Here is a 24,883-nt window from a genome sequence, read left to right on the forward strand (position 1 = left end):
ATACGTCATCAACTGTTGCCATTCCATGACTTTACGTAGTTTTACATGCACTGACGCAGGTTTTCAGGTGTAGCGGTACACTGCTCCTCGTTGATTCGCAAAGTGAGAAAGCTTGAGGAGTTGAAATGCGTAAGGTGACCGCATTAGTTATGGCATCACTGCTGGCAATTGGTTCGACCGCTGCCTTCGCTGCCGACACTATACCGGACACAGCCCAACCTCCCGGCAATGACGCGATGACCCGAATACCCGGCCAGCACCATATGTTCGACGGTGTCAGCCTCAGTGAACAGCAGCGCCAGCAAATGCGCGATTTGATGCGCCAGGCCCGGCACGATCTGCCTGGTGTCAATGTAGCTGAAATGGAAGCCATGCATAAACTGGTGACCGCAGAGAAATTTGACGAAGCCGCCGTGTATGCCCAGGCGGAAAAGATGGCCCAACAGCAGGTCAAGCGCCAGGTCGAAATGGCCCGGGTGCGCAACCAAATGTATAACCTGCTGACGCCAGAGCAAAAAAGTGTTTTAGACCAGAAACATCAGCAGCGTATGCAGCAGATGGAGCAACAAATTTCTGGTTTGCAGCAAGCTTCTGCCCAGAAGTGAAGTACGACTGAGTAGTCCCCTGTTTTTCCTTGCCATAGACACCATCCCTGTCTTCCCCGCCATGATGGCGGGGTTTTTTTTATCCGACATTTCGCTATATTGAGCGCCACACCTTTTGACCGGGATCCCTTCATGGAACAGCGCTATGCACGCCTGGTAAAGTCCGCTGCGTTGGCCGCTACCGCGCTGGCGTCGTCGCTGCTGTTGATCAAAATCGTCGCCTGGTACCACACCGGTTCGGTCAGCCTGCTGGCGGCGCTGGTGGATTCGCTGGTCGATATTGCCGCCTCGCTGACCAACCTTCTGGTGGTGCGCTATTCGCTGCAGCCGGCCGATGCCGAGCACACCTTTGGCCACGGCAAAGCGGAGTCGCTGGCGGCGCTGGCGCAAAGCATGTTTATTTCCGGCTCCGCCCTGTTTCTGTTCCTCACCGGCTTCCAGCATTTGTATGCGCCGCAAACGCTGCGCGATCCCGGCGTCGGGGTCGTCGTGACGGTGATCGCGTTGATCAGCACCCTGATTCTGGTCACCTATCAACGTTGGGTGGTCAGAAAAACCCGCAGCCAGGCGGTGCGCGCAGATATGCTGCATTATCAGTCAGATGTCATGATGAATGGTGCTATTCTTATCGCTCTTGGGCTAAGCTGGTACGGCTTCCAGCGGGCGGACGCGCTGTTCGCGCTGGGCATCGGCGTTTACATCCTGTATAGCGCGCTGCGCATGGGCTACGAAGCTGTGCAGTCGCTGCTGGATCGGGCGTTGCCGGATGACGAACGCCAGGCGATTATCGAGGTGGTTTCCTCCTGGCCCGGGGTGAAAGGCGCGCACGATCTGCGCACGCGGCAGTCGGGGCCGACGCGTTTCATCCAGCTGCATCTGGAGATGGAAGACACGCTGCCGCTGCGTGAGGCGCATCGGTTGGCCGATCAGGTGGAACAGGCGTTGCGGCACCGTTTTGCGGGGGCGGACGTCATCATTCACCTGGATCCGTGCTCCGTGGTGCCACCGGGTAGGCAGGGGCATTGGGAGCTATAATCAGATAGAGGCATAGATCGAAGTATTATCATGAATATCTGAGTTAGCTCAGCGTGCCATGCGGTGTTTTTACCGTTATATTGCGTGACTTGAATCAATTCAGCTGGGTGTTTTTGATATAATATCCAGCAATAAGCCGTAAAGCTGGTTTTCTGCAGCCGGAGAGGTTTCAAGACGATCGGCGGAGACAGAATTCTTAAGAAATTGCATCTACACAGTTCAGAGGTAGTCATGATCAAGAAAATCGGTGTACTGACGAGCGGCGGTGATTCGCCGGGTATGAACGCTGCCATCCGCGGCGTTGTGCGTTCTGCGCTTTCAGAAGGTCTGGAAGTTTTTGGTATTTACGATGGCTACCTTGGCTTGTACGAAGATCGCATGGAGCAGTTGGACCGCTATAGCGTGTCCGACATGATCAACCGCGGCGGCACCTTCCTTGGCTCGGCCCGCTTCCCGGAGTTCAGGGATGAAAACGTGCGCGCCAAGGCGATTGAAAACCTGAAGAATCGCGGCATCGACGCGCTGGTGGTGATCGGCGGCGACGGTTCCTACATGGGCGCCAAACGCCTGACGGAAGAAGGCTTCCCGTGCATCGGCCTGCCGGGCACCATCGATAACGACGTTGCCGGCACCGACTACACCATCGGTTACTTCACCGCGCTGGAAACCGTGGTGGAAGCGATCGACCGCCTGCGCGATACCTCCTCTTCGCATCAGCGTATCTCCATCGTGGAAGTGATGGGCCGTTACTGCGGCGATCTGACGCTGGCGGCGGCGATTGCCGGCGGCTGCGAATTCATCGTGCTGCCTGAAATCGAATTCAACCGCGAAGATCTGGTGTGCGAAATCAAGGCCGGTATCGCCAAGGGTAAAAAACACGCCATCGTGGCGATCACCGAGCACATCTGCGACATCGATGAGCTGGCGCGCCACATCGAGCAGGAAACCAAGCGTGAAACCCGCGCCACCGTGCTGGGCCACATTCAGCGCGGCGGTTCGCCGGTTGCCTACGACCGCATCCTGGCCTCGCGCATGGGCGCCTACGCCATTGAGCTGCTGCTGCAGGGCTACGGCGGCCGCTGCGTCGGTATCCAGAACGAAAAAATGGTGCACCACGACATCATCGACGCGATCGAAAACATGAAGCGTCCGTTCAAGGGCGACTGGCTGGAAACGGCGAAAAAACTGTACTGATAAGCCGCTCACCGCACGACAGAAAAGCCTCCGCTCGCGGGGGCTTTTTTATGCCCGTCGGCGATATATTCCGGAATCATCTATCCCAAAATTTTTTATTCTTTAATTGCCGGGAAAGTTTCTGGCAGGCTCTGATGCTAAATCAACCGATTGAGGTTGCGCTTAATTTTCTGGGAGAGCCTGTCGATGCGTAAATGGGGTGTAGGTCTGACATTGGTGCTGTTGGCGTCCGGCGCCATGGCGAAGGATATTCAATTGCTGAACGTGTCCTACGATCCGACGCGTGAGTTCTATCAGGCTTACAACACGGCATTCAGCAAGCACTATCAGGCGGAAACCGGCGACAAGGTGACGGTGCGCCAGTCGCACGGCGGCTCCGGCAAACAGGCGACCTCGGTGATTAACGGCATCGAGGCCGACGTGGTGACGCTGGCGTTGGCCTATGACGTCGACGCCATCGCCGAACGCGGGCGCATCGAGAAAGACTGGATCAAACGCCTGCCGGACAACTCGGCGCCTTACACCTCGACCATCGTCTTCCTGGTGCGTAAAGGCAACCCGAAACAAATTCACGACTGGCCCGATTTGCTCAAGCCGGGCGTGTCGGTGATCACCCCGAACCCGAAAACCTCCGGCGGTGCCCGCTGGAACTACCTGGCCGCCTGGGGCTACGCGTTGCACCACAACAACAACGATAAGGCCAAGGCGCAGGAGTTCGTCAAAAACCTGTACAAGAACGTCGAAGTGCTGGATTCCGGCGCGCGCGGCTCGACCAACACCTTCGTTGAGCGCGGCATCGGCGACGTGCTGATCGCCTGGGAAAACGAAGCGCTGCTGGCGGAGAAAGAGCTCGGTAAAGACAAGTTCGAGATTATCACCCCGAGTGAATCGATCCTGGCCGAACCGACGGTGTCGGTGGTGGATAAGGTGGTCGATAAACGCGGTACCCGCGATGTGGCGACCGCCTACCTGAAGTATCTGTATTCGCCGGAAGGGCAGACCATCGCGGCACAGCACTATTACCGTCCGCGCGATGCGGCGGTGGCGGCCAAGTTTGCCGGGCAGTTCCCGCAGCTGAAGCTGTTCACCGTGGATGACACCTTCGGCGGCTGGACCGAAGCGCAGAAGGTGCATTTCGCCACCGGCGGCGTGTTCGATGAGATCAGCAAACGCTGATGCCGGCTGAGCGGCAATAAAAAACCCCGGCAAGCCGGGGTTTTTTTATGGCAAGCCTAAGGTAATCAGGCTTTTTTCGCTGCGGCAGCGGCTTTGACGATCACGGCGAAAGCGTCGGCTTTCAGCGAGGCGCCGCCAACCAGCGCGCCGTCGATGTCCGGCTGAGAGAACAGCTCTGCGGCGTTCTTGTCGTTCACCGAGCCGCCGTACTGGATGATGATTTCAGCGGCAACCGCGGCATCGTGTTTGGCGATGTGGTCACGGATAAATTTGTGCACGGCCTGCGCCTGCGCAGGGGTAGCGGACTTGCCGGTACCGATGGCCCAGACCGGCTCATAGGCGATCACGGTGCCTTTCATCGCCGGTGCGCCCAGCGTTTTCAGCACGGCGTCGATCTGGCGCGCGCACACTTCTTCAGTTTTGCCCGCAGCGTTTTCCGCTTCGGTTTCACCGATGCACAGCACCGGGATCAGGCCGGCTTCTTTCAGCACGGCGAATTTCTCGGCGATGACTTCGTCGCTTTCTTTGTGGTAGGTGCGACGCTCGGAGTGGCCGATGATGATGTACTGGGCGCCGACGTCTTTCAGCATGTTGGCGGAAACTTCACCGGTGAAAGCGCCGGACAGGTTAACGTCCACGTTCTGCGCGCCCAGCGCGATGCGGCTGCCGGCCAGCGCGTGCTTGGCCTGATCCAGATACATCACCGGCGGGGCGATGGCGACGCCACAGCCGTCAACGCTGCTCAGCTCATTGCGCAGGCCGGCGATCAGTTCGTTGACCATGTGGGTGCTGCCGTTAAGCTTCCAGTTACCCATAACTAATGGATGACGCATGTTTTTTTCCTCCAACTAGAAAACGCGAGAGTCGAAATGACAACTGCCGGACCGGCAGTTTACCTGCCCAACAGTATAGAGATCATTAAGCGCGAAGGCTTTGCTTTTCGTCATTAAATGCCGCGCCGTTACGGCTCGGAAAGCGCCAGCTTAATCGGTTCAACCGCGAAGGTTACCCCTTTATCGCCGTTGTCCGAGACGACATAGCGAATGGCGCCGACCTGCTGTTGGTAAAAGCGCGACCCTTTGCCTTTTTCCAGCAGGCTGTTCACCTTGTTCTGGCTCTGTTCCACCGTCAACGCCGGTTCGAACTGGCGCATCAGCGCCGCCATATAGCTGATGGCGATGGCGCGCGCGGCTTTTTCTTCATTGGCCTGCTGCAGCGGCAGGTGAGTGATCTGCAACGTTTTGATTTTACCGGTACCTTTCTCCAGCGCGGTGGAGGCGTACAGGTTTTCGTTGAGTTTGCTGGCGGCGCGCGTCAGCAGCGGCGAATCGTCTTCGGCGGCGGGAATGGCGCGGAATTCGCCAATCGGCAGCTTCGGGTTATCGCGGTTGTATTTTTCGCGGAATTTGACCACCGTCAGATCGAACGTCGGTGCCCCGGCCAGCAGGTAAGGTGCGGCGGGTGTCGCATCGGCGGGCGGCGGATCGGCCCAGGCGCTGGCGGCCACCTGCAGCAGGCAGGCGATGACGAGGGTTTTTCTCAGCATGGCGTATGGCATCAAGGACAAAGATGGCTCCGATTAAAGCGATAACCCGCGGGGCTTGTCAAAGATCCCACGCCATTATCGGTTCGCTGACGAGAAAGCTGTGCGGCGCACCGCGTTATGCGAGGCGGAAAACTCGGCCCGGCAGCGCCTATGTTACACTGCGGCGCAGAATATGGGCAGGCTTAGAGCGCAGGAATCGATGACGTTACAACAGTGGTGTTTTTCTTTTAAGGGCCGCATCGGGCGGCGCGACTTCTGGATTTGGATGGGGCTGTGGTTAGTGCTGATGGCGGCGGCGTTTACACTGGCCAATTATCAGCTGATCGCCATCCAATCCATCGCCTTCTTTATCGTGGCGTTGTTGTGGCCAACGGCGGCGGTGCTGGTCAAGCGCCTGCATGATCGCAACAAGGCCGGCTGGTGGGCGCTGTTGCTGATCCTGGCGTGGATGTTGGCAGCGGGGAACTGGCAGATGCTGGCGCCGATCTGGCAATGGGGCGTCGGGCGCTTCATTCCGACGCTGATTATCGTGATGATGATGATCGATCTGGGCGCCTTCGTCGGCACGCCGGGAGATAACCGGTTCGGCCCGGAAGCCGAACCGGTGAAGTTCCGCTGACCCTCGCCGGGTTACCAGTAGTGTTCGCTGGTGATGTGGCCCGGCTTGCGGCGCAGGTGCTTGCGCATCTGGCGGTGGTCTTTCAGCGTTTGCTGGGTGTCCCGCACCATTTGCGGGTTGCCGCACAGCATCACGTGGCTGGTTTCGGCGTCGATGCTCAAACCGATCGCCGCTTCCAGCCGGCCGTCCTCGATCAGCGCCGGCACGCGGCCGGTCAATGAGCCGGGTGCCTCTTCGCGGCTGACGACGGTCTGGATGCGCAGCTTGCCGTTGTAGCGTTGCTGCAGTTGCTGCATCAGCGGCAGGTAGCTCAGGTCACGCGCAAAGCGTGCGGCGTGCACCAGCACCAGGTTGTTGAAGCGCTCCAGGCCGGCACCCTGCTGCAGAATCGATAAATAGGGGCCGATGGCGGTGCCGGTCGCCAGCATCCACAGCGTATCGCAGTCGGGCACCTCGTCCAGCACGAAGAAGCCGGCCGCTTCTTTGGTTACCATCACGTCCGAGCCCGGCTGCAGCTGACTGAGGCGTGGGCTCAGTTTGCCTTCCGGCACGGTGACCAGATAGAACTCCAGATTGGCATCGTCGGGGGCATTGACGTAGGAGTAGGCGCGTTGCACCCGTTCGCCGTCGATCTCCAGCGCCAGCTTGGCAAATTGCCCGGCGGTGAAAGGATCGATGGGGGCATTGACCACCAGGCTGAACAGCCCGTCGGTCCATTGTTTTACCTGCGTAACCTTGCCGTTTACCCATCCAGCCATACTCTAAAGCTCCCGTGGTCGAATCAAATAAGCACAATGTCGTGAGCCGGAAATGGCGTGCGCGGTGCGCTCTACCCGGTAGTCGCTGCCGAACAGGCGGTGAAACAGCTGCAGCTCAGAATTGCACAGGCTGCTGCAGCTGGAACCGGCCACGCCGATCGGGCAGTGGTTTTCCACCAACAGCGCGCCGTGCGGGTGGTCGAGCAATTCGGCCATATAACCGTCGTGTTGCCGCAGACGCACCAGGCGGGCTAACCGGTCCTGATGGCTGCGCTCGGCGGACAGCTCTTCGGCATAACGCAGATAAAGCTGCTCTTCGCGCGCGCTGAGCAACGGTTCCACCCCGGCGCCGCCAAACAGCTGCAGCGCGGATGCCCGCAGCCGCTCCTGATCGGCGGCGGCAAAGGCGTGCCCTCGCTCGGTCAGCGACCAGTAGCGCGTCGGGCGGCCGACCTTGCTGCGCGCTTCTTCGTAACAAACCAACTCACGTTTTTCCAGGGATTGCAGATGTTGTCGGATGCCCATCGGCGTAATGTCCAGACGCTCCGCCAGCATTTTGGCCGAGTGCGGGCCGAGAGCCTTTAACTGCAATAAAATCAGCTCAGGTGTTTTCATGAACCAAATCCCTATGGTGTTATTTTATTTCAAGTTGATGAAAAGAATTATCGATTAAATGCTAAAGCGCGGCTACTGCAAGGGCGCTATTTTTAACTCGAAAGCGTTAGACGTACAGTTTAATTTACGAGCCTGGTCGGGTTTGCTGCCAGTGTGACCTGGATCAATATCTGCCTGAAACTCGCTAAAAAAATCAGATTTGATTAGTTTATGCCGCCATAGAGGGCTGCTCGCCGTTCTGGCTGCTGCAACGGCCATACCGGGACGCTGTGACGAGTTGAAACGTTAACGAAGATAATGAGAAAACTAGAGAATTTTCACCTGCTGGTGATGCTTATCCTGTTGGTCGCCGTCGGCCAGATGGCGCAAACCATTTATGTTCCCGTGATTGCTGATATCGCCCACGATCTGTCGGTTCGCACCGGCGCCGTGCAACGGGTGATGGCGGCATATCTGCTGACCTACGGTTTCTCCCAGCTGATTTACGGGCCGATATCGGACCGTATCGGGCGTCGTCCGGTGATCCTGACCGGCATGATGATCTTCCTGGTCGGTGCGCTGGGCGCGCTGCTGTCCACCAACCTGACGATGCTGGTCGCCGCCAGCGCGATTCAGGGCATGGGCACCGGCGTGGCGGGCGTGATGGCGCGCACCATGCCGCGCGATCTGTATGCTGGCACCGCGCTGCGCTACGCCAACAGCCTGTTGAACATGGGGATTCTGGTTAGCCCGCTGTTGGCGCCGGTGATCGGCGGCGCATTGGCGATGGTGTTCGGCTGGCGCGCCTGTTACGCCTTCCTGCTGGCGCTGTGCGCCTGCGTCGCCTTCGCCATGTTTCGCTGGTTGCCGGAGACCCGCCCGGTGCAGACGGAAAAACGCCGCATGCTGGCCAGTTTTCGCCAGCTGCTGGGCGACAGCACCTTCAGCTGCTATCTGGTGATGCTGATCGGCGCGCTGGCGGGGATTGCGGTATTCGAGGCCAGCTGTGGCGTGTTGATGGGCGGCGTGTTGGGGCTGAGCGGTCTGACCGTCAGCATCCTGTTCATTCTGCCGATCCCGGCGGCGTTTTTCGGTGCCTGGTACGCCGGGCGCGACGGCAAGACCTTCCACACCCTGATGTGGCATTCGGTGATTAGCTGCCTGCTGGCGGGGGCGATGATGTGGATCCCGGGCTGGTTCGGCGTGATGAACATCTGGACGCTGATCGTGCCGGCCGCGCTGTTCTTCTTCGGCGCCGGCATGCTGTTCCCGCTGGCGACCACCGGGGCGATGGAGCCGTTCCCTTACCTGGCCGGCGCGGCGGGCGCGCTGGTGGGCGGCATGCAGAACATGGGATCGGGGCTCGCGACCTGGCTTTCCGCCATGCTGCCGCAAACCGGGCAGTTCAGCCTCGGATTGCTGATGTTCGCGATGGCGCTGCTGATCCTGCTGTGCTGGTGGCCGCTGTCCAACAGGATGCAACATCAGGGACATACCGCATAACCCTCTTCCTGAACCGGCGCAGGCCTTAGTCTTGCAAGACGACTAAGGTCCTGCCGCCGGTTTGACCCAGGTTATTACTGCGCTGAGGCGATCGGTATACACTTTGCCGACAGTATTTTTCCGGGTTATTCGCTATGTCATCACTGCAGTGCATTCAACGTGTTCCCGTCGGCTTCTTTGGGATGGTTTTAGGGGTTTTCGGCCTCGGCAGCGCCTGGCGATACGCCGCCACGCTCGGCTATGGGCCCGGCTGGCTGGGTGAGTCGCTCATCTTTCTCGGCAGTGCTATCTGGCTGGCGTTGGCGCTGATCTATCTCTGCCGCTGCCTGATTGACCCACGCGCGGTGCGTGACGAGTTTCGCAGCAACACTCAGTTCAGTTTTATCAGCCTGCTTCCGGCAGGCGGCGTGTTGGTGTCCATCGGTCTGCACCCCTACAGCCTGCCACTGGCGAATGGGCTGATGGTCGCGGGCTCCGTCGGCCAGCTCATCTTCTCGGCCTGGCGCTGTGCGCCGTTGTGGCGCGGCGAGTTCGCGTCGGAGGCCACGACGCCGGGATTCTACCTGCCGACGGTGGCCGCTAACTTTATCTGCGCGATGGCGTTTGGCACCGCCGGCCACCCTGATATCGGCATGATGTTTCTTGGCGCCGGTTTGATTTCATGGCTGACCCTCGAACCCGCCATCATCCACCGTCTGCGTACCAAGGCCGCGCTGCCGGCCGCCGCCCGCGGCGTTATCGGTATTCAGCTGGCTCCGGCCTTTGTCGCCTGCTACGCGTGGTTATGCGTCAATGGCAACGACTTCGATACGTTCGCCTTAATCCTGTTGGGCTACGGCCTGCTGCAGCTGTTTTTTATGTTCCGGTTGGTGCGTTGGTTTTTTGCCGGTGGCTTCAGCCCGGGCATGTGGGCTTTCTCGTTCGGCTTATCGGCGATGGCGAACGCGTCGCTGCGGTTGTTACAGAGCCAGCGCGGGGCAGATATGCAAGTGTTGGCCTGGGGGCTGTTCGCGTTGGCTAACCTGCTGCTCATCGGCCTGATGGTGAAGACGCTGTGGCTGCTGTTGCGTGGGAAACTGCTGCCCGCCAAAACGCCGGTGGCGGGATGAACCCGCCCTCAGCGGCTGCCGGGGGCGGTCTCTTGCCGGCTTACAGCAAAAACTCATGCAGCGCCGGGTCTTTGCGATCCAGATAGTGGGTCGAACGGATGCGGCGGATGGTGCGCGACTTGCCGCGGATTAGCAGGGTTTCAGTCGTGGCCATGTTGCCCTGGCGGCTGATACCCTCCAGCAGATCGCCCTTGGTGATGCCGGTGGCGGAGAAGATCACGTTGTCGTTGCGCGCCATCTGGTCCATGCGCAGCACCTGACCGGCCTCGATACCCATTTCCCGGCAGCGCGCCAGCTCCTGTTCGCCGATGCGGCGGTTCTCGGCGCTGTCGCCTTTCACCTCATGGCGCGGCAGCAAACGCGCCTGCATGTCGCCGTCCAGCGCGCGGATCACCGCGGCGGAGATCACCCCTTCCGGCGCGCCGCCGATGCCATACATCACATCGACCTCGCTTTCCGGCATACAGGTGAGAATGGAGGCCGCCACGTCGCCGTCAGGAATGGCGAACACCCGTACGCCCAGCTGTTGCATCTGCGCGATGACGCCGTCGTGGCGCGGTTTGGCCAAGACGATCACCGTCAGCTGCGACAGCGGTTTGCCCAGCCGTGCGGCGACGTTCTGCAGGTTCTCCGCCAGCGGCAGGTCGAGATCGATGGCGCCGCGCGCCGCCGGGCCGACCACCAGCTTCTCCATGTACATGTCCGGCGCGTGCAGGAAGGTGCCGCGATCGCCCACCGCCAAAACGGCCAACGCATTGGACTGGCCCATGGCGGTCATGCGGGTGCCTTCGATCGGATCGACCGCGATGTCGACCGCGTCGCCCTGGCCGGTGCCGACCTGTTCGCCGATATACAGCATCGGCGCTTCGTCGATCTCGCCTTCGCCGATCACGATGCGGCCATCGATATCCACTTTGTTGAGCATGATGCGCATGGCGTGGACCGCCGCGCCGTCGGCGGCGTTCTTGTCGCCGCGTCCCAGCCATTTGTAGCCCGCCAGCGCGGCGGCTTCGGTAACGCGGGAAAATTCGATGGCTAATTCACGTTTCATGGCAAACCTGTCTGTGAGAAAGGGAAGAAAATATCGGCAAAGTCTATCACAGCGCGGTGGCGGCGGGGCGGAGCAAAAAAAAGCGCCGCCCGCAGGCAGCGCTTGTTGGAGAAACGGCAGCTCCGAGATTACTCGTGATCTTCCCATGCCTGAGCACGAGCCACCGCTTTTTTCCAGCCGCTGTAGCGGTAGTTGCGTTCGGTGGTTTCGATGCTTGGGCGGAATTCGCGCTCAATCACCGCTTTGCTCTTCACTTCATCCAGATCGTTCCAGTAGCCGATAGCCAGGCCCGCCAGGAACGCGGCACCCAGCGCCGTCGATTCACGCACTTCAGGGCGTTCTACGCGGGTGCCGAGGATATCGGACTGGAACTGCATCAGGAAGTTGTTGGCGACCGCGCCACCGTCCACGCGCAGCGATTGCAGGCGGGTGTTGGCGTCGGCCTGCATGGCGTCCAGCACGTCACGGGTCTGGAAGGCGATGGATTCCAGCGTGGCGCGGATGATGTGGTTGCTGTTGGCGCCACGGGTCAGGCCGAAGATGGCGCCGCGGGCATACGGATCCCAGTAAGGGGCGCCCAGGCCGGTAAAGGCCGGCACCACATAGACGCCGTTGCTGTCTTTCACCTTGGTGGCGAAGTATTCGGAGTCGGCGGCGTCGCTGATCAGTTTCAGCTCATCGCGCAGCCACTGGATAGACGCACCGCCGATGAACACCGCGCCTTCCAGCGCATAGTTCACTTCGCCGCGCGGGCCGCAGGCGATGGTGGTCAGCAGGCCGTTTTTCGAGCGCACCGCTTCTTTGCCGGTGTTCATCAGCAGGAAGCAGCCGGTGCCGTAGGTGTTCTTCGCCATGCCCGGTTGAACGCACAGCTGGCCATACAGCGCTGCCTGCTGGTCACCGGCGATACCGGCGATAGGAATACGCGTGCCGCCTTTACCGCCGATGTTGGTCTGGCCGTACACCTCGGAGGAAGGACGGACTTTCGGCAGCATGGCGCGCGGGATATCCAGCACTTCCAGCATGCGCTCATCCCAGTCCAGCTCGTGGATGTTGAACATCATGGTGCGTGAGGCGTTGGTGTAATCGGTAACGTGTACGCGCCCCTGGGTCATTTTCCACACCAGCCAGGTATCGACGGTGCCGAACAGCAGTTCGCCGCGCTTGGCGCGCTCGCGGGCGCCTTCGACATTGTCCAGGATCCACTTCACCTTGGTGCCGGAGAAGTACGGGTCAACCACCAGGCCGGTGTTGTGACGAATGTACTCTTCCAGGCCGTCGCGCTTGAGCTTCTCGCAGATGTCGGCGGTGCGGCGGCACTGCCAGACGATGGCGTTGTAAATCGGCTTGCCGGTCTCTTTTTCCCAGACGATGGTGGTTTCGCGCTGGTTGGTGATGCCAATGCCGGCGATCTGATCGGAACTGATGTCGGCTTTCGCCAGCACTTCTACCAGCGTCGAGCTTTGCGACGCCCAGATCTCCATCGGGTCGTGCTCAACCCAGCCGGCCTTTGGATAGATCTGCGGGAATTCGCGCTGCGATACCGCAACGATATTGGCGTCGTGATCGAGCACGACGGCGCGTGAGCTGGTGGTCCCTTGGTCGAGTGCGACAATGTATTTTTTTTCTACAGTCATGGTAATTATCCTGCTGTTGTTAACCGTGTAAAACTGCACCCATTACGCTTTGCGCTGCTGGGTCTTGGCATCAGGCTCTTCTTCCGTCACGCAGACGTCGCACGGCAGGTGGCGGCCAATCAGCGCGCGGTAACCGAAAGCGCCCAGGCCACAGCCGACGATAGGGGCGAAGATCGGCACCAGGAAGTACGGGATGTCGCGTGCGCCGGTGAAGGCGACTTTGCCCCAGCCGGCCAGGTAGGCGAACAGTTTCGGCCCGAAGTCACGCGCCGGGTTCAACGCAAAGCCGGTCAATGGTCCCATGGAGGCGCCGATCACGGCAATCAGAATACCGATCAGCAGCGGGGCCAGCGGGCCGCGCGGAATGCCGTTGCCGTCGTCGGTCAGCGCCAGGATCAGGCACATCAGAATGGCGGCGATCACCGTTTCTACCAGGAAGGCCTGGCCGACGGAGATGTGCGCGTTAGGGTAAGTCGAGAAGATGCCCGCCAGTTCGAGGCTTTCGTTGCTGCCGCGCACCATGTGGTGAGCCGCTTCGAAGTCGAAGAACAGGTTGTAGTACAGCCCATAGACCAGGGCAGCAGCGCAGAAGGCACCGGCGACCTGTGCAATGATGTAAGGCACCACTTTGCGCCCGTCGAAGCAGGCGAACAGCCACAGAGCGAGGGTGACCGCAGGGTTGAGATGCGCGCCGGAAATGGCAGCGGTCAGATAGATGGCCATGGCGACGCCCAGGCCCCAAATGATGCTGATTTCCCACTGGCCGAAGCTGGCACCCGCCAGTTTCAGCGCGGCAACGCAGCCTACGCCAAAGAAGATCAGCAGCGCCGTGCCGAGGAACTCGGCGATGCACTGGCCTTTTAATGTCGGACTGGTGGTTTGGCTCATAATGTTGTTGTCCTGCAAAACGGCGGTTGTTGGTTTATAGGCTCAGTTGGGTATACATCTGGCCTATGGGCACAGTTTTTTTCATCTCGTCCAATTATTGAATAAGGACGTGATGTAAATTTATCGTTAACGAACATAAACGAGAAATAGCGAAATCAAAATGTGTGTGGCGCGTCATAAAATTGAGCGATTTCGCGTCGTTTAGTGTTCTTTCTGAGCCATAAAAGTGTGATCTGACCAGTGATTTGGCGAGGGTTGTTAACAACTCGCGGCGGTGGCGGCGGGGATTTTCAGTTTTTGCTGATGGCGGGGGCAGGAAAATTGCAACAGACTGCGCGATGATCCGGTATGTTGCTAGACAGGCGGAGACTGGCTACTTACAATCGTTTTTAACGAATCGAGACTGGCGCGCCTTCCGTAACGGCGCGCGTCACTGAGCGCGATGCAATATTCGCAGTAGCTGCAGCCGACGTTGCGGCCGCTACTTATAGATGTACGCCTTGCTATCATGAGGGGACTGAAGCATGTCATTTGAAGTATTTGAGAAACTGGAAGCAAAAGTACAGCAGGCGATTGATACCATCACCTTGTTGCAGATGGAAATTGAAGAGCTGAAAGACAAAAACAACTCTCTGTCGCAGGAAGTTCAGGCTGCCTCCGGCAACCACGAAGCGCTGGTGCGCGAAAATCAACAGCTGAAAGAAGAACAGCACGTATGGCAAGATCGCCTGCGTGCTCTGCTGGGCAAAATGGAAGAGGTCTGATTCCTCACGCCAAGTAGCAACGAAAAGGGCGCCTCAGGCGCCCTTTTTCATGACCGAAAATTACTCGATGTCGAGCGGGTCTTCGGAGAGGATGATGCCGGTGTTGTCGGCATACAGGTGATCGCCGGAGAAGAAGGTGACGCCACCGAAGTTGACGCGGATATCGCTTTCGCCCACGCCTTCGCTCACGGCACCCACCGGGATCGCCGCCATCGCCTGAATGCCGATGTCGAGCTCTTCCAGATCGTCCACCTGACGCACCGCGCCGTACACCACGATGCCTTCCCATTCGTTCTGGGCGGCCAGGCGCGCCAGTTCGGCGTTGATCAGCGCCCGGCGAACCGAACCGCCGCCGTCGACCAACAGCACGCGGCCGCGGCCGTTTTCTTCAAGCAGATCGAACAACAGGCCGTTATCCTCAAAGCATTTCACCGTGGTGATCTGCCCGCCAAATGAAGTACGCCCGCCAAAATTGGAGAACAGAGGTTCAACAACGTTCACCTCTTCATGATAGATGTCGCAAAGTTCGGAAGTATCGTATTTCATAGGATTTTACGTCTGTTTGCCGCTGGAATGTTCAGTATATCCCTTTATTCGCCCTGTTGGCAAAATCATCAGTTTTTAACTGAGCGCCACGCCGATGGCGAACAGCAGGTTGGCCAGCAACGCCGCCTTGACCATGTGTTCCAGCATCGGCCGCATGCCGACCGGCGTCGGATCGCGCAGCACGCGCAGGCCGTGGCGCACCAGCAGCGGGATCGCCAGCACGAACAGCCAGCCCCACGGGCTGTGGAGATTGAACAGCGTAAACAGCGCGAAACACAGCACCGCGCCGCCGAGCAGCAGGGCATGGTAAATGCGCGCCTTGTGCGGGCCGAGACGCACCGCCAGCGTGTTCTTGCCATTTTCGCGATCGCTCTCGATATCGCGCAGATTGTTGATGTTGAGCACCGCCGTCGCCAGCAGGCCGCAGGCGGTGGCCGGCAGCATCACGACGCTGTCGAAGGTGTGCGTTTGCAAATAGTAGGTGCCGGCCACGCTCAGCCAGCCGAAGAACACCAGCACCGAGATGTCGCCCAGCCCCAAATACCCGTAGGGCTTGTTGCCGACGGTATAGGTGATGGCCGCCACGATAGACAGCCCGCCCAGCACCAGGAAGCCCACCACGTCGCTGGGTTGCTCGCAGGCGACGGCGATCAGCGAACAGCCGGCGAGGGCAATCAGCACCACCGTCACCACCAGCGCCCGTTTCATCTGCGCCTGGGTGATCATGCCTTTTTGCATGCCGCGCAAGGGCCCGATGCGATCTTCTTTGTCGCTGCCTTTGACCGCATCGCCGTAGTCGTTCGCCAGGTTGGAGAGGATCTGCAGCAGGCCGGCGGTCAACAGCGCCAGCAGCGCCACTTCAGGTTTCAGGCTGCCGTGCCAGGCGGCGATGGCCGAGCCGACCACGATGGAGGCAAAAGCCAACGGCAGGGTGCGGGGGCGTAGACTTTCCAGCCAGGCGGAGATCGGGGTGGTGGAGGTTGATGAGCTCATGTTTCGCTTCTGTCAGTGAGTTGCGGTGTCCGTTAGAAATAATTGTGGGAGGCAATGCCTCCCACACAGATGACTGACAAGACAATGATTGAGCGATTATAGGATAAAACGACTCAAATCTTCATCCGCCACCAGTTCATCCAGATGACTGCGCACGTAATCCGCATCAATTGTAATGGATTGGCCATTAATTTCACTCGCATCGTAGGAAATATCTTCCATCAGACGTTCCAGCACGGTGTGCAGACGACGCGCGCCGATGTTCTCGGTGCTTTCGTTGACCTGCCACGCGGCTTCGGCGATGCGGCGGATGCCGTCGGCGGTGAACTCGATGTTGACGCCTTCAGTGCCCATCAGCGCTTTGTACTGCTCGGTCAGCGACGCGCTCGGCTCGGTCAGGATGCGCTCGAAGTCTTCGGTGGTCAGCGCCTGCAGCTCAACGCGGATCGGCAGACGGCCCTGCAGTTCCGGGATCAGATCCGACGGATTGGCGGTCTGGAACGCGCCGGAAGCGATGAACAGGATGTGGTCGGTCTTCACCATACCGTGCTTGGTGGATACGGTGCAGCCTTCCACCAGCGGCAGCAGATCGCGCTGCACGCCTTCGCGCGAGACGTCCGGGCCGGAGCTCTGGCCGCCGCGCTTACAGATTTTGTCGATCTCGTCGATAAACACGATGCCGTGCTGTTCAACCGCTTCGATCGCCTGCTCTTTCAGCTCTTCCGGGTTCACCAGCTTGGCGGCTTCTTCTTCCACCAGCAGCTTGAAGGCTTCTTTGATCTTCACCTTGCGCGGCTTTTGCTTCTGGCCGCCGAGGTTCTGGAACATCGACTGCAGCTGGTTGGTCATCTCTTCCATGCCCGGAGGCGCCATGATTTCCACGCCCATCGGCGCCGCGGCCAGATCGATTTCGATCTCTTTGTCGTCCAGCTGGCCTTCGCGCAGTTTCTTGCGGAATGCCTGGCGAGCGGCAGACGGCTCCTGATGCTCTTCCGGCTGGCCCCAGTTGTTCTTGGCCGGCGGGATCAGCACGTCGAGGATACGCTCTTCGGCCAACTCTTCGGCACGGGTGCGGTTTTTCTCGATCGACTGCATGCGCACCATTTTGATGGCGGCATCGGTCAGATCGCGGATGATGGAATCCACTTCTTTGCCCACATAGCCCACTTCGGTGAACTTGGTGGCTTCAACCTTGATGAACGGCGCGTTGGCCAGCTTCGCCAGACGACGGGCGATTTCGGTTTTACCGACGCCGGTTGGGCCGATCATCAGAATGTTTTTCGGGGTCACTTCGTGACGCAGCATCTCGTTGAGCTGCATCCGGCGCCAGCGGTTGCGCAGGGCAATGGCGACAGCGCGTTTGGCCTTGTTTTGGCCAATGATATAGCTGTCCAGTTCGCTGACGATCTCGCGCGGGGTCATTTCAGACATGGTATTCGATCCTTACGCTTTGGAAGGCAATTCTTCAATGGTGTGGAAATGGTTGGTGTAAATACAGATGTCGCCGGCGATGTTGAGGGATTTCTCAACGATGTCGCGGGCGCTCAGCTCGGTATTTTCCAACATGGCGCGGGCTGCGGCCTGGGCGTACGGGCCGCCGGAGCCGATGGCGATCAGATCGTTTTCCGGCTGCACCACATCGCCGTTGCCGGTGATGATCAGCGAGGCGGTTTCATCGGCGACCGCCAGCAGCGCTTCGAGCTTGCGCAGCATGCGGTCGGTGCGCCAGTCTTTCGCCAGCTCGACGGCGGCTTTCACCAGGTGGCCCTGATGCATTTCCAGTTTGCGTTCAAACAGTTCAAACAGCGTGAAGGCGTCAGCGGTGCCACCGGCGAAACCGGCGATCACTTTGTCGTTATACAGGCGACGCACTTTCTTGACGTTACCCTTCATCACCGTATTACCCAGGGTTGCCTGGCCATCACCACCGATGACGACCTGGCCGTTGCGGCGTACGCTTACAATTGTTGTCACGAGCAGACCCTCGTTAAAGACGGAAAGAAGTCCCCGCAGCGCCTGCTTTCGCAGACGCTACGAGGCATATTGAGAGTATAGATGGGGGGGGATTGACGCTTTTCAACCCCCAACGGAGAGGGGAATGCAACTCGACATGCCGACGCCCTTCAGGCGCGAAAGGGTTTTGTCCGCGGCGGCGCGGCTGCTGTACGGGCCGAGCACCACGCGATTCCAACCGCCACCGGCGGTGATGCGGCTCTCGATGCCTTCGAACGCCAGGCGCGCGCGCACGGATTCAGCCTGATCGGTGGCGCGGAACGAACCGCATTGCACCATCCACTTCTGTTTCGATTCCGGTTTGGTTTCCTGCTTGGCCGTTTCCTGCTTCACTTCCGGTTTGGGCTCCGGCTTCGGTTGCGGCTTCGGCTCGGGCTGTTTCACCTGCACCGGTTGCTGGGTAGTCGGTTTTGGCTGCGGGTGCTGCTGCACCGGCGCGGTAGTGGCCCCGTTGCTGAACGGGTTGCGTGGCGGCTGGCTGACCTGCTGCTGTTGCTGTACCGGCTGCTGCTGCATTTGCTGTTGTTGCATCTGCTGCTGGCGGGTGCTGCGCGCGTTGGCCTGGCCCGGATCGTTATACGGCACTTCGTTCAGCTGCGTCGGGCGCTGCTGCATATCGGCCTGCATCTGCTCCAGCAGCTGCCGCTGTTCGGCGGTCAGCTGAGTTTTGGAATTGAGCTCGCCGCCGGCCGTCGGTTCGGTCGGGGTTTGCACGCCGATCTGCCGATTTTCCAGCTCTTTGATGTAGCGCCAGCGCTCTTCCGGCTTCGGCGGCAGGCCGTTGCCGGGGCGCGTGGTGTGCGCAGGCAACAACGGCGCGTCTTCCGGCTTGTTGTGGGTAATGAAATAGAGGCCACCGACAAAGACAACCAGCAACGCGGCGGCTAACGCCAGCACGGTTTTGGAAACCTTCGGAGAACTGCGTTTTTTACGGCTGGGGGTTTTACGCTTAGCTCCTGCTGCGCGCCCACGGCTTACATAGTCTTTTTGTGCCACTATTATTCCGCTGTGTCCTGATGAGAGGATAAGTCCGTCATGTTACTGAACCCTAAAATATTTGACTAGCGTTTCGGGGCAGCGGTGCTGCCTCTGATAATCAATTCACTGTCCAATAGCCGGGAGCCGCTGGCCACCGTCTGGCCGTTCAACTGCTCCAGCAGCAGCAACATCGCCTGCTGGCCGATCTGGAAGCGCGGCTGCGCCACCGTGGTCAGCGGCGGATCGCAATACTGCGCCAGTTTGAGGTCGTCAAAGCCGACGATCGACAGATCCTGCGGTACCCGCAGACCCATTTTCTTCGCCTGGGACAGCACGCCGATCGCCATGACGTCGCTGTGGCAGAATACCGCCGTTGGCGGTTTCGGCTGCGCCATCAGCGCCGTCAGCGCTTGCGCGCCGGCTTCGTAGGTAAAATCACCCCGGGTAATATAGCTGCTTTCGACGGTAATGCCATTACGACGTAGCGCTTGAACGTAACCCTGCAGCCGATAATGGCTCAGCGGCATCTGTTCCGGCCCGGCGACGCAGGCGATCTGCCGGTGGCCCAATTGATGCAAATAATGCACGGCTTCAAAGGCGGCGGTCAGGTTGTCGATGTGCACCGTCGGCAGTTCCAGCTCGGGGGCGAACTCGTTGGCCATCACCATCGGCGGCAGGTTGCGCTGTTCTTCCTTGCTGGCGTCGAACGGCAGGTTGGAGCCCAGCAGCAGCATGCCGTCAATCTGTTTGGTGATGATCAGATTGACGAAGGTGCGCTCTTGCTGGTTTTGCTGCGCGCAGTCGCCGATCAGCACCAGATAGCCTTGTTGGGCGGCGGTCTGTTCGATCCCCTGGATCACATCGGCGAAAAACGGATCGCAGATGTCGGGCACGATCACCAGGATGGTGCGGGATTCGTTGCGCTTGATATTGCGTGACAGAGCATGAGGAGAATAACCCACGGCCAGGACGGCCTGTTCCACTTTCTGGCGCGTCGGCGTTGACACCTTTTCCGGGTTCATCAGCGCACGCGATACGGTAGCCGTTGAAACGCCCGCCATTTCGGCGACGTCTTTCATGGTCGCCATGGATAACTCTTTCTTGTGTTCCAACGCCTTTCTCCTTGCGTCAGCCCCATGCCGACGCCACTACTGCTGTTTGCTCACAATGTCCGGCATGCGGTGGCGAGATTGTTGTCATTGAGCGCCACTCGCGTTCGGGCACTCCGTCGCGCTGCGATGTGGCGACAAAATTTGCCCTCGCAGACATTCTAAACAGAATACGCCCCGCCTTTGTTACCTAATTTGCATAAAAAATGTGACCTGAGAAGGTTTTTTAGCGTTCGCTCGCAATTTCAAGGGTAAACGTTTGCACTGCGGCAGCTAAATCGGACTTTTCCGGGATCAGCTGTCGATCGGATCGACATCCAGCGTCCATTTCACCTTGCGCGTTTGCGGCAGGGTGCCGATCAGCGGCAGCGAGCTTTTCATCAGCTGTTGCAGGACGCGCCGCGTCGGGTGCTGCAGCAGCAGCTGCCAGCGGAAACGGCCGCCGCGTTTGGACTGCAGCGCCGGCACCGGGCCCATCACCCACAGCGAATCGTCCTTCAGCGGGCTGGCTTCCAGCAGGTTGCGCAGCTGCTGCAGGAACAGCGGGGCCTGCTGGTTGTCGTGATCTTCGGCGCGCACGATGATGTGGCTGGTGTAAGGCGGCAGAAACACGCTGTTGCGCTCCGCCAGCGTCTGTTTGGCGAAGGCGTCGTAACCCTGTTGCAGTAGCACCTGCAGCAGCGGGTGCTCCGGATGGTGGGTTTGCAGCAGCACTTCCCCCTGCTTGCCCGCCCGGCCGGCCCGCCCGGAGACCTGGGTATACAGCTGAGCGAAACGCTCGGCGGAGCGGAAATCGGCGGAGAACAGCGCGCCGTCCACGTCCAGCAACGCCACCAGGGTGACGTCGGGAAAATGGTGGCCCTTGGCCAGCATCTGCGTGCCGATCAGAATGCGCGCTTCGCCGCGATGGATATCCGCCAGGTGCTGCTCAAGCGCGCCTTTACGGCTGGTGGTGTCGCGATCGATGCGGGTGATTGGCGTATCGGGGAACAGCGGTGCCAACTCCTGCTCCAGCTGTTCGGTGCCGACGCCGACCGACACCAGGTGGGTGGAGCCGCACTGCGGACACTGGTGCGGCACCGGCCGCTGGCTGTCGCAGTGGTGGCAGCGCAGCTGGCGCTGATGCTGGTGGAAGGTGTAGTAATGATCGCAGCGCTGGCATTCGGCGATCCAGCCGCACTCGTGGCACAGCAGCGCCGGGGCGTAACCGCGGCGGTTGAGGAACAGCATCACCTGATTGCCGGCTTTTAAATGGTGCTGCATGCTCTTCAGCAGCGGCTGCGACAGGCCGACCTTCAGCGGCAGCCCCTTCAGATCGATCAGGTGCTGCGCCGCCGGTTTGGCGTTGCCCGCGCGCTGGGTGAGCTTCAGCTGGCGGTATTTGCCCAGTTGCACGTTGTGCAGCGTTTCCAATGCCGGGGTCGCGGAGCCCATCACCATCGGGATATCCTCTTCCCGGGCGCGGAACACCGCCAGATCGCGGGCGTGGTAGCGCCAGCCTTCCTGTTGTTTGTAAGAGCTGTCGTGCTCTTCATCGATGATGATCACGCCCAGCTGACGGAACGGCGTGAACAGCGCCGAGCGGGTGCCGATGACGATGGCGGCTTCGCCGCTGCGCGCGCGCAGCCAAACCGCCAGCCGCTCGCTGTCGTTCAGGCCGGAGTGCAGTACGTCTACCGGCGCGTTGAAGCGCTCGCGAAAGCGGGCGATGGTTTGCGGCGTCAGGCCGATTTCCGGCACCAGCACCAGCGCCTGCCGGCCTTTGGCCAGCACGTTCTCCAGCACGCTGAGGTAGACCTCGGTCTTGCCGGAACCGGTCACCCCGGCCAGCAGCCAGGCGGCGAACTGCTCATCCTCGCTTCTGATCGCCCCGACGGCGGTAGCCTGTTCGGTGTTCAGCCGCAGCCGCTCGCCGAGCACCGCGAAGTTAGGGCGCCAGTCGTGCGTATCCGCGACCTGAGCGCGCAGATCGATCAGCCCTTTGGCGCGAAGCGCCTGCAGGGCGCTTTCCGTCAGCTCCAGCTGGCTGACCTGGTGGCGATAGACCGGGCGTTGCAGCAGCGCCGCCAGCGCCTGCTGCTGTTTCGGCGCGCGTTTCAGGCTTTCGGGCGGGGTGGCACGCCCCTCTTCGGTGGCGAACCATTGCCACAGCGGCGCGGCCTCGGCCGGCTTGCCTTGCCGCAGCAGGATCGGCAGCGCATGGAACAGCACTTCGCCGATGGGGTAGTGATAGTAATCGCTGGCCCAGCGCAGGATGCGCCACAGGCTGGGGGAGAACAGCGACTCGGCGTCGATCACGCTGTCGATCGGTTTGAGCTTGTCCAGCGGCAGTTCGCTGGTGTCGCTGCAGCCGGTGACGATGCCGATCGCATGCTGCCTGCCCCAGGGCACGCCCACGCGCGCGCCGGTCACCGGCTGCATGCCGGGCGGCAGCAGATAGTCGAAGGTGCGGGCGAGGGGGACCGGCAAGGCAACGTGTACGACGGGCATGATCTCATCCAAATTGAAAAAAGTGGGTATCAGTTTACACGGCGCATCGGCAAATGTACGGTTCCGATTGCGCGCCTCGGCTAATGCTGTATAATTTGCCGCCTTTGGTATAATTCGATACCAAAATTCTATTATTAACCACGTGTGGTGTCTGGCGAAACAGGGCTGGATAGCGACACGGCCTTAACTGAGGTTTCCCATGAAACAAGGTATCCACCCAAAATACGAAGAAGTTACTGCTAACTGCTCTTGCGGTAACGTGATGAAGATCCGCTCCACCGTGGGCCACGATCTGAACCTGGACGTTTGTGGCGCATGCCACCCGTTCTACACTGGCAAGCAGCGTGACGTTGCTACCGGTGGCCGCGTTGACCGCTTCAACAAGCGTTTCAGCGTACCAGGCGCTAAGAAATAAGATTTCTTATCGTCCGATGAAAAAGGCGCCTTTGGCGCCTTTTTTCGTTTCTGCCGCCGGCGTTCGCCGGACGGTTCTCAATATTCCCAGGTATCGGGATCGACACCCAGTTCGCGCATCAGCACTTTTGCGGCTTCCGGGATTTCATCGCTGCGCTCTTTGCGCAGGTCTTCATCGTTCGGCAGCGGCTGGCCGGTAAAGGCATGCAGAAACGCTTCGCACAGCAGTTCGCTGTTGGTGGCGTGGCGCAGGTTGTTCACCTGGCGACGGGTCCGTTCGTCGGTGAGGATTTTCAGGACCTTCAGCGGAATGGATACCGTGATCTTTTTGACTTGCTCGCTTTTTTTACCGTGTTCAGCGTAAGGGCTGACATACTCGCCGTTCCACTCAGCCATGGGACACCTTAACTTTGTCAGAAAAATTACAAAATTCTAAAAACCGGCCAATTATGCCCGATCTTCACTGTTCTCACTAAATAAATGTCAATTTTACGCGACCAGGGTCACTGAATGCCCCGCCTCGGCCGGACATTGTGGCTTAACATCTTATCGTCATGTCATATCGGCATAATTTTAGCGGGTATTGTGCCATTGCTCAATCTATACGCAGAGAAGTTTAGATGTCCAGATGTATTGACGTCTATCAATCCTGCGATTACTCTTTAGGCCTCATTCACCGAACCGAGAGCCGAGCGAGCCCATGACGCGTAAACCAGCCACGATTGCCGTACGCAGCGGCCTGAACGACGACGAACAGTACGGCTGCGTTGTCCCGCCGATTCATCTGTCCAGCACCTATAACTTTACCGACTTCAACCAACCCCGAGCCCATGATTATTCGCGTCGCGGCAACCCGACGCGTGACGTGGTGCAACGCGCGTTGGCGGAGCTGGAAGGCGGCGCCGGCGCGGTGATGACCGGCAGCGGGATGTCGGCGATCCATCTGGTGACCACCGTGCTGCTGAAGCCGGGCGATCTGCTGGTGGCGCCGCACGACTGCTACGGCGGCAGCTATCGGTTGTTCGACAGCCTGAGCAAGCGCGGTGCCTATCGCGTGCTGTTCGTCGATCAGGGTAATGAAGCCGCCCTGCAGCAGGCGCTGGCGCAAAAGCCGAAGCTGGTGCTGATTGAAAGCCCCAGCAATCCGCTGCTGCGCGTGGTGGACATTGAGGCGATCTGCGCCGCCGCACACGCGGCGGGCGCGTTGACGGTGGTGGACAACACCTTCCTCAGCCCGGCCCTGCAACAACCGATCGAACTCGGTGCCGATCTGGTGGTCCATTCTTGCACCAAATACCTGAACGGGCATTCGGACGTGGTGGCCGGCGCGGTGATTGCCAAAGATCCCGAGCTGGCGGTCGAATTGGCCTGGTGGGCGAACAATATCGGGGTGACCGGCGGCGCGTTCGACAGCTATCTGCTGCTGCGCGGCATGCGCACGCTCTCGCCGCGCATCAAGGCGGCGCAGCAAAACGCCGAAGCGATTGTCGGCTATTTACAGCAGCAACCGCTGGTGAAAAAGCTGTATCATCCTTCCCTGCCGGAAAACCCGGGGCATGAGGTCGCCCGCCGGCAGCAGCGCGGCTTCGGCGCGATGCTGAGTTTTGAACTGGACGGCGATGAAGCGGTGCTGCGCCGTTTTCTCTCTGCCCTTGAGCTGTTTACTCTGGCAGAATCGCTGGGCGGCGTAGAAAGCCTGATCTCGCATGCAGCGACCATGACCCACGCCGGCATGGCGGCGGAGGCGCGGGCAGCGGCCGGCATCTCCGAGAGCCTGCTGCGCATTTCCGTGGGTATTGAAGACAGTGAAGATTTGATTGCCGATCTGGAACGCGCGTTCCAGGCGGCGGCAACGAGGTAA

General features: G+C 59.8%; 25 protein-coding genes. 10 read left to right on the top strand and 15 right to left on the bottom strand.

Features of this window, described 5'->3' with window-relative positions; translation table 11 throughout:
• The first annotated feature begins 125 nt into the window (after nucleotides 1–125).
• From cpxP to ACJ8HT_RS22540, 4 genes are all read left to right on the top strand, one after another.
• Nucleotides 126–605 carry a cell-envelope stress modulator CpxP gene (cpxP, locus tag ACJ8HT_RS22525; protein WP_004931122.1) on the top strand — a complete coding sequence of 160 codons (480 nt, stop codon included), beginning with the start codon at nucleotides 126–128 and terminating at the stop codon, nucleotides 603–605.
• Nucleotides 606–737: 132 nt separating this feature from the next.
• Nucleotides 738–1,640 (top strand): CDF family cation-efflux transporter FieF, encoded by a 903-nt coding sequence (gene fieF / locus ACJ8HT_RS22530; protein WP_033654534.1) that lies wholly within the window; start codon nucleotides 738–740, stop codon nucleotides 1,638–1,640.
• 231 nt (nucleotides 1,641–1,871) lie between these two features.
• Nucleotides 1,872–2,834 carry a 6-phosphofructokinase gene (gene pfkA, locus ACJ8HT_RS22535; protein ID WP_004931116.1) on the top strand — a complete coding sequence of 321 codons (963 nt, stop codon included), beginning with the start codon at nucleotides 1,872–1,874 and terminating at the stop codon, nucleotides 2,832–2,834.
• Between the two features lie 186 nt (nucleotides 2,835–3,020).
• Nucleotides 3,021–4,010 (top strand): sulfate ABC transporter substrate-binding protein, encoded by a 990-nt coding sequence (locus ACJ8HT_RS22540; protein WP_038872640.1) that lies wholly within the window; start codon nucleotides 3,021–3,023, stop codon nucleotides 4,008–4,010.
• A gap of 65 nt (nucleotides 4,011–4,075) precedes the next feature.
• Here the strand turns inward: ACJ8HT_RS22540 and tpiA are convergent, their stop codons facing one another.
• Together tpiA and ACJ8HT_RS22550 are read right to left on the bottom strand one after the other, a co-directional pair.
• On the bottom strand, nucleotides 4,076–4,843 hold the full coding sequence (gene tpiA, locus ACJ8HT_RS22545) for a triose-phosphate isomerase (protein WP_004931113.1): 768 nt from the start codon (nucleotides 4,841–4,843) through the stop codon (nucleotides 4,076–4,078).
• Nucleotides 4,844–4,971: 128 nt separating this feature from the next.
• Nucleotides 4,972–5,556 (bottom strand): DUF1454 family protein, encoded by a 585-nt coding sequence (locus ACJ8HT_RS22550; RefSeq protein WP_047729614.1) that lies wholly within the window; start codon nucleotides 5,554–5,556, stop codon nucleotides 4,972–4,974.
• A gap of 199 nt (nucleotides 5,557–5,755) precedes the next feature.
• On the opposite strand from ACJ8HT_RS22550, the gene ACJ8HT_RS22555 reads away from it, so the two are divergent.
• A complete protein-coding gene (locus ACJ8HT_RS22555; RefSeq protein WP_016929710.1) occupies nucleotides 5,756–6,175 on the top strand; it encodes a DUF805 domain-containing protein in 420 nt (139 codons plus the stop codon).
• An 11-nt stretch (nucleotides 6,176–6,186) separates the two neighbouring features.
• Here ACJ8HT_RS22555 and fpr read toward each other — a convergent pair whose 3' ends face one another.
• Complete coding sequence (fpr, locus tag ACJ8HT_RS22560) at nucleotides 6,187–6,933, bottom strand: ferredoxin--NADP(+) reductase (protein ID WP_197653445.1); 747 nt, start codon at nucleotides 6,931–6,933, stop codon at nucleotides 6,187–6,189.
• Nucleotides 6,934–6,936: 3 nt separating this feature from the next.
• Nucleotides 6,937–7,548 (bottom strand): helix-turn-helix transcriptional regulator, encoded by a 612-nt coding sequence (locus tag ACJ8HT_RS22565; protein ID WP_194571644.1) that lies wholly within the window; start codon nucleotides 7,546–7,548, stop codon nucleotides 6,937–6,939.
• Between the two features lie 297 nt (nucleotides 7,549–7,845).
• Between ACJ8HT_RS22565 and emrD the strand changes: the two genes are divergently transcribed.
• On the top strand, nucleotides 7,846–9,030 hold the full coding sequence (emrD, locus tag ACJ8HT_RS22570) for a multidrug efflux MFS transporter EmrD (RefSeq protein WP_004931102.1): 1,185 nt from the start codon (nucleotides 7,846–7,848) through the stop codon (nucleotides 9,028–9,030).
• Between the two features lie 134 nt (nucleotides 9,031–9,164).
• A complete protein-coding gene (gene tehA / locus ACJ8HT_RS22575) occupies nucleotides 9,165–10,139 on the top strand; it encodes a dicarboxylate transporter/tellurite-resistance protein TehA (RefSeq protein WP_049201794.1) in 975 nt (324 codons plus the stop codon).
• Nucleotides 10,140–10,179: 40 nt separating this feature from the next.
• Here tehA and glpX read toward each other — a convergent pair whose 3' ends face one another.
• The 3 genes from glpX to ACJ8HT_RS22590 form a co-directional block, all read right to left on the bottom strand.
• Nucleotides 10,180–11,190 (bottom strand): class II fructose-bisphosphatase, encoded by a 1,011-nt coding sequence (gene glpX / locus ACJ8HT_RS22580; protein ID WP_060441465.1) that lies wholly within the window; start codon nucleotides 11,188–11,190, stop codon nucleotides 10,180–10,182.
• A gap of 128 nt (nucleotides 11,191–11,318) precedes the next feature.
• Nucleotides 11,319–12,827 (bottom strand): glycerol kinase GlpK, encoded by a 1,509-nt coding sequence (glpK, locus tag ACJ8HT_RS22585; protein WP_019452234.1) that lies wholly within the window; start codon nucleotides 12,825–12,827, stop codon nucleotides 11,319–11,321.
• 42 nt (nucleotides 12,828–12,869) lie between these two features.
• The gene (locus ACJ8HT_RS22590; RefSeq protein WP_038872721.1) at nucleotides 12,870–13,715 is read right to left on the bottom strand and encodes an MIP/aquaporin family protein; all 846 of its coding nucleotides are present in this window, start codon (nucleotides 13,713–13,715) and stop codon (nucleotides 12,870–12,872) included.
• A gap of 524 nt (nucleotides 13,716–14,239) precedes the next feature.
• Between ACJ8HT_RS22590 and zapB the strand changes: the two genes are divergently transcribed.
• Nucleotides 14,240–14,479 carry a septal ring assembly protein ZapB gene (gene zapB / locus ACJ8HT_RS22595; RefSeq protein WP_004931092.1) on the top strand — a complete coding sequence of 80 codons (240 nt, stop codon included), beginning with the start codon at nucleotides 14,240–14,242 and terminating at the stop codon, nucleotides 14,477–14,479.
• A 60-nt stretch (nucleotides 14,480–14,539) separates the two neighbouring features.
• On the opposite strand, the gene rraA is transcribed toward zapB, so the two are convergent.
• From rraA to priA, 7 genes are all read right to left on the bottom strand, one after another.
• The gene (rraA, locus tag ACJ8HT_RS22600) at nucleotides 14,540–15,025 is read right to left on the bottom strand and encodes a ribonuclease E activity regulator RraA (RefSeq protein WP_038872664.1); all 486 of its coding nucleotides are present in this window, start codon (nucleotides 15,023–15,025) and stop codon (nucleotides 14,540–14,542) included.
• Nucleotides 15,026–15,100: 75 nt separating this feature from the next.
• A complete protein-coding gene (locus tag ACJ8HT_RS22605) occupies nucleotides 15,101–16,018 on the bottom strand; it encodes a 1,4-dihydroxy-2-naphthoate polyprenyltransferase (RefSeq protein WP_015379416.1) in 918 nt (305 codons plus the stop codon).
• A gap of 96 nt (nucleotides 16,019–16,114) precedes the next feature.
• Nucleotides 16,115–17,449, bottom strand: a complete 1,335-nt coding sequence (gene hslU / locus ACJ8HT_RS22610; RefSeq protein ID WP_025304663.1) for an HslU--HslV peptidase ATPase subunit — start codon at nucleotides 17,447–17,449, stop codon at nucleotides 16,115–16,117.
• 12 nt (nucleotides 17,450–17,461) lie between these two features.
• Nucleotides 17,462–17,992: an ATP-dependent protease subunit HslV gene (hslV, locus tag ACJ8HT_RS22615; RefSeq protein ID WP_004931085.1), complete on the bottom strand. Its 531-nt coding sequence runs from the start codon at nucleotides 17,990–17,992 to the stop codon at nucleotides 17,462–17,464.
• A 102-nt stretch (nucleotides 17,993–18,094) separates the two neighbouring features.
• Nucleotides 18,095–19,027, bottom strand: coding sequence for a cell division protein FtsN (gene ftsN, locus ACJ8HT_RS22620; RefSeq protein WP_194572460.1), 933 nt, complete (start codon nucleotides 19,025–19,027; stop codon nucleotides 18,095–18,097).
• A gap of 65 nt (nucleotides 19,028–19,092) precedes the next feature.
• On the bottom strand, nucleotides 19,093–20,121 hold the full coding sequence (cytR, locus tag ACJ8HT_RS22625) for a DNA-binding transcriptional regulator CytR (RefSeq protein WP_004931082.1): 1,029 nt from the start codon (nucleotides 20,119–20,121) through the stop codon (nucleotides 19,093–19,095).
• A gap of 291 nt (nucleotides 20,122–20,412) precedes the next feature.
• On the bottom strand, nucleotides 20,413–22,608 hold the full coding sequence (gene priA / locus ACJ8HT_RS22630; protein ID WP_180547930.1) for a primosomal protein N': 2,196 nt from the start codon (nucleotides 22,606–22,608) through the stop codon (nucleotides 20,413–20,415).
• Nucleotides 22,609–22,807: 199 nt separating this feature from the next.
• On the opposite strand from priA, the gene rpmE reads away from it, so the two are divergent.
• Nucleotides 22,808–23,023, top strand: a complete 216-nt coding sequence (gene rpmE / locus ACJ8HT_RS22635) for a 50S ribosomal protein L31 (protein WP_004931078.1) — start codon at nucleotides 22,808–22,810, stop codon at nucleotides 23,021–23,023.
• Between the two features lie 77 nt (nucleotides 23,024–23,100).
• Here the strand turns inward: rpmE and metJ are convergent, their stop codons facing one another.
• Nucleotides 23,101–23,418, bottom strand: a complete 318-nt coding sequence (gene metJ, locus ACJ8HT_RS22640; protein WP_006317756.1) for a met regulon transcriptional regulator MetJ — start codon at nucleotides 23,416–23,418, stop codon at nucleotides 23,101–23,103.
• A gap of 304 nt (nucleotides 23,419–23,722) precedes the next feature.
• Here metJ and metB point away from each other — a divergent pair, with 304 nt between their 5' ends.
• Complete coding sequence (metB, locus tag ACJ8HT_RS22645; protein WP_197653446.1) at nucleotides 23,723–24,883, top strand: cystathionine gamma-synthase; 1,161 nt, start codon at nucleotides 23,723–23,725, stop codon at nucleotides 24,881–24,883.

This window comes from Serratia sp. CY44782 (genome assembly GCF_052168715.1).
Taxonomy (GTDB): Bacteria; Pseudomonadota; Gammaproteobacteria; order Enterobacterales; family Enterobacteriaceae; genus Serratia; species Serratia nevei.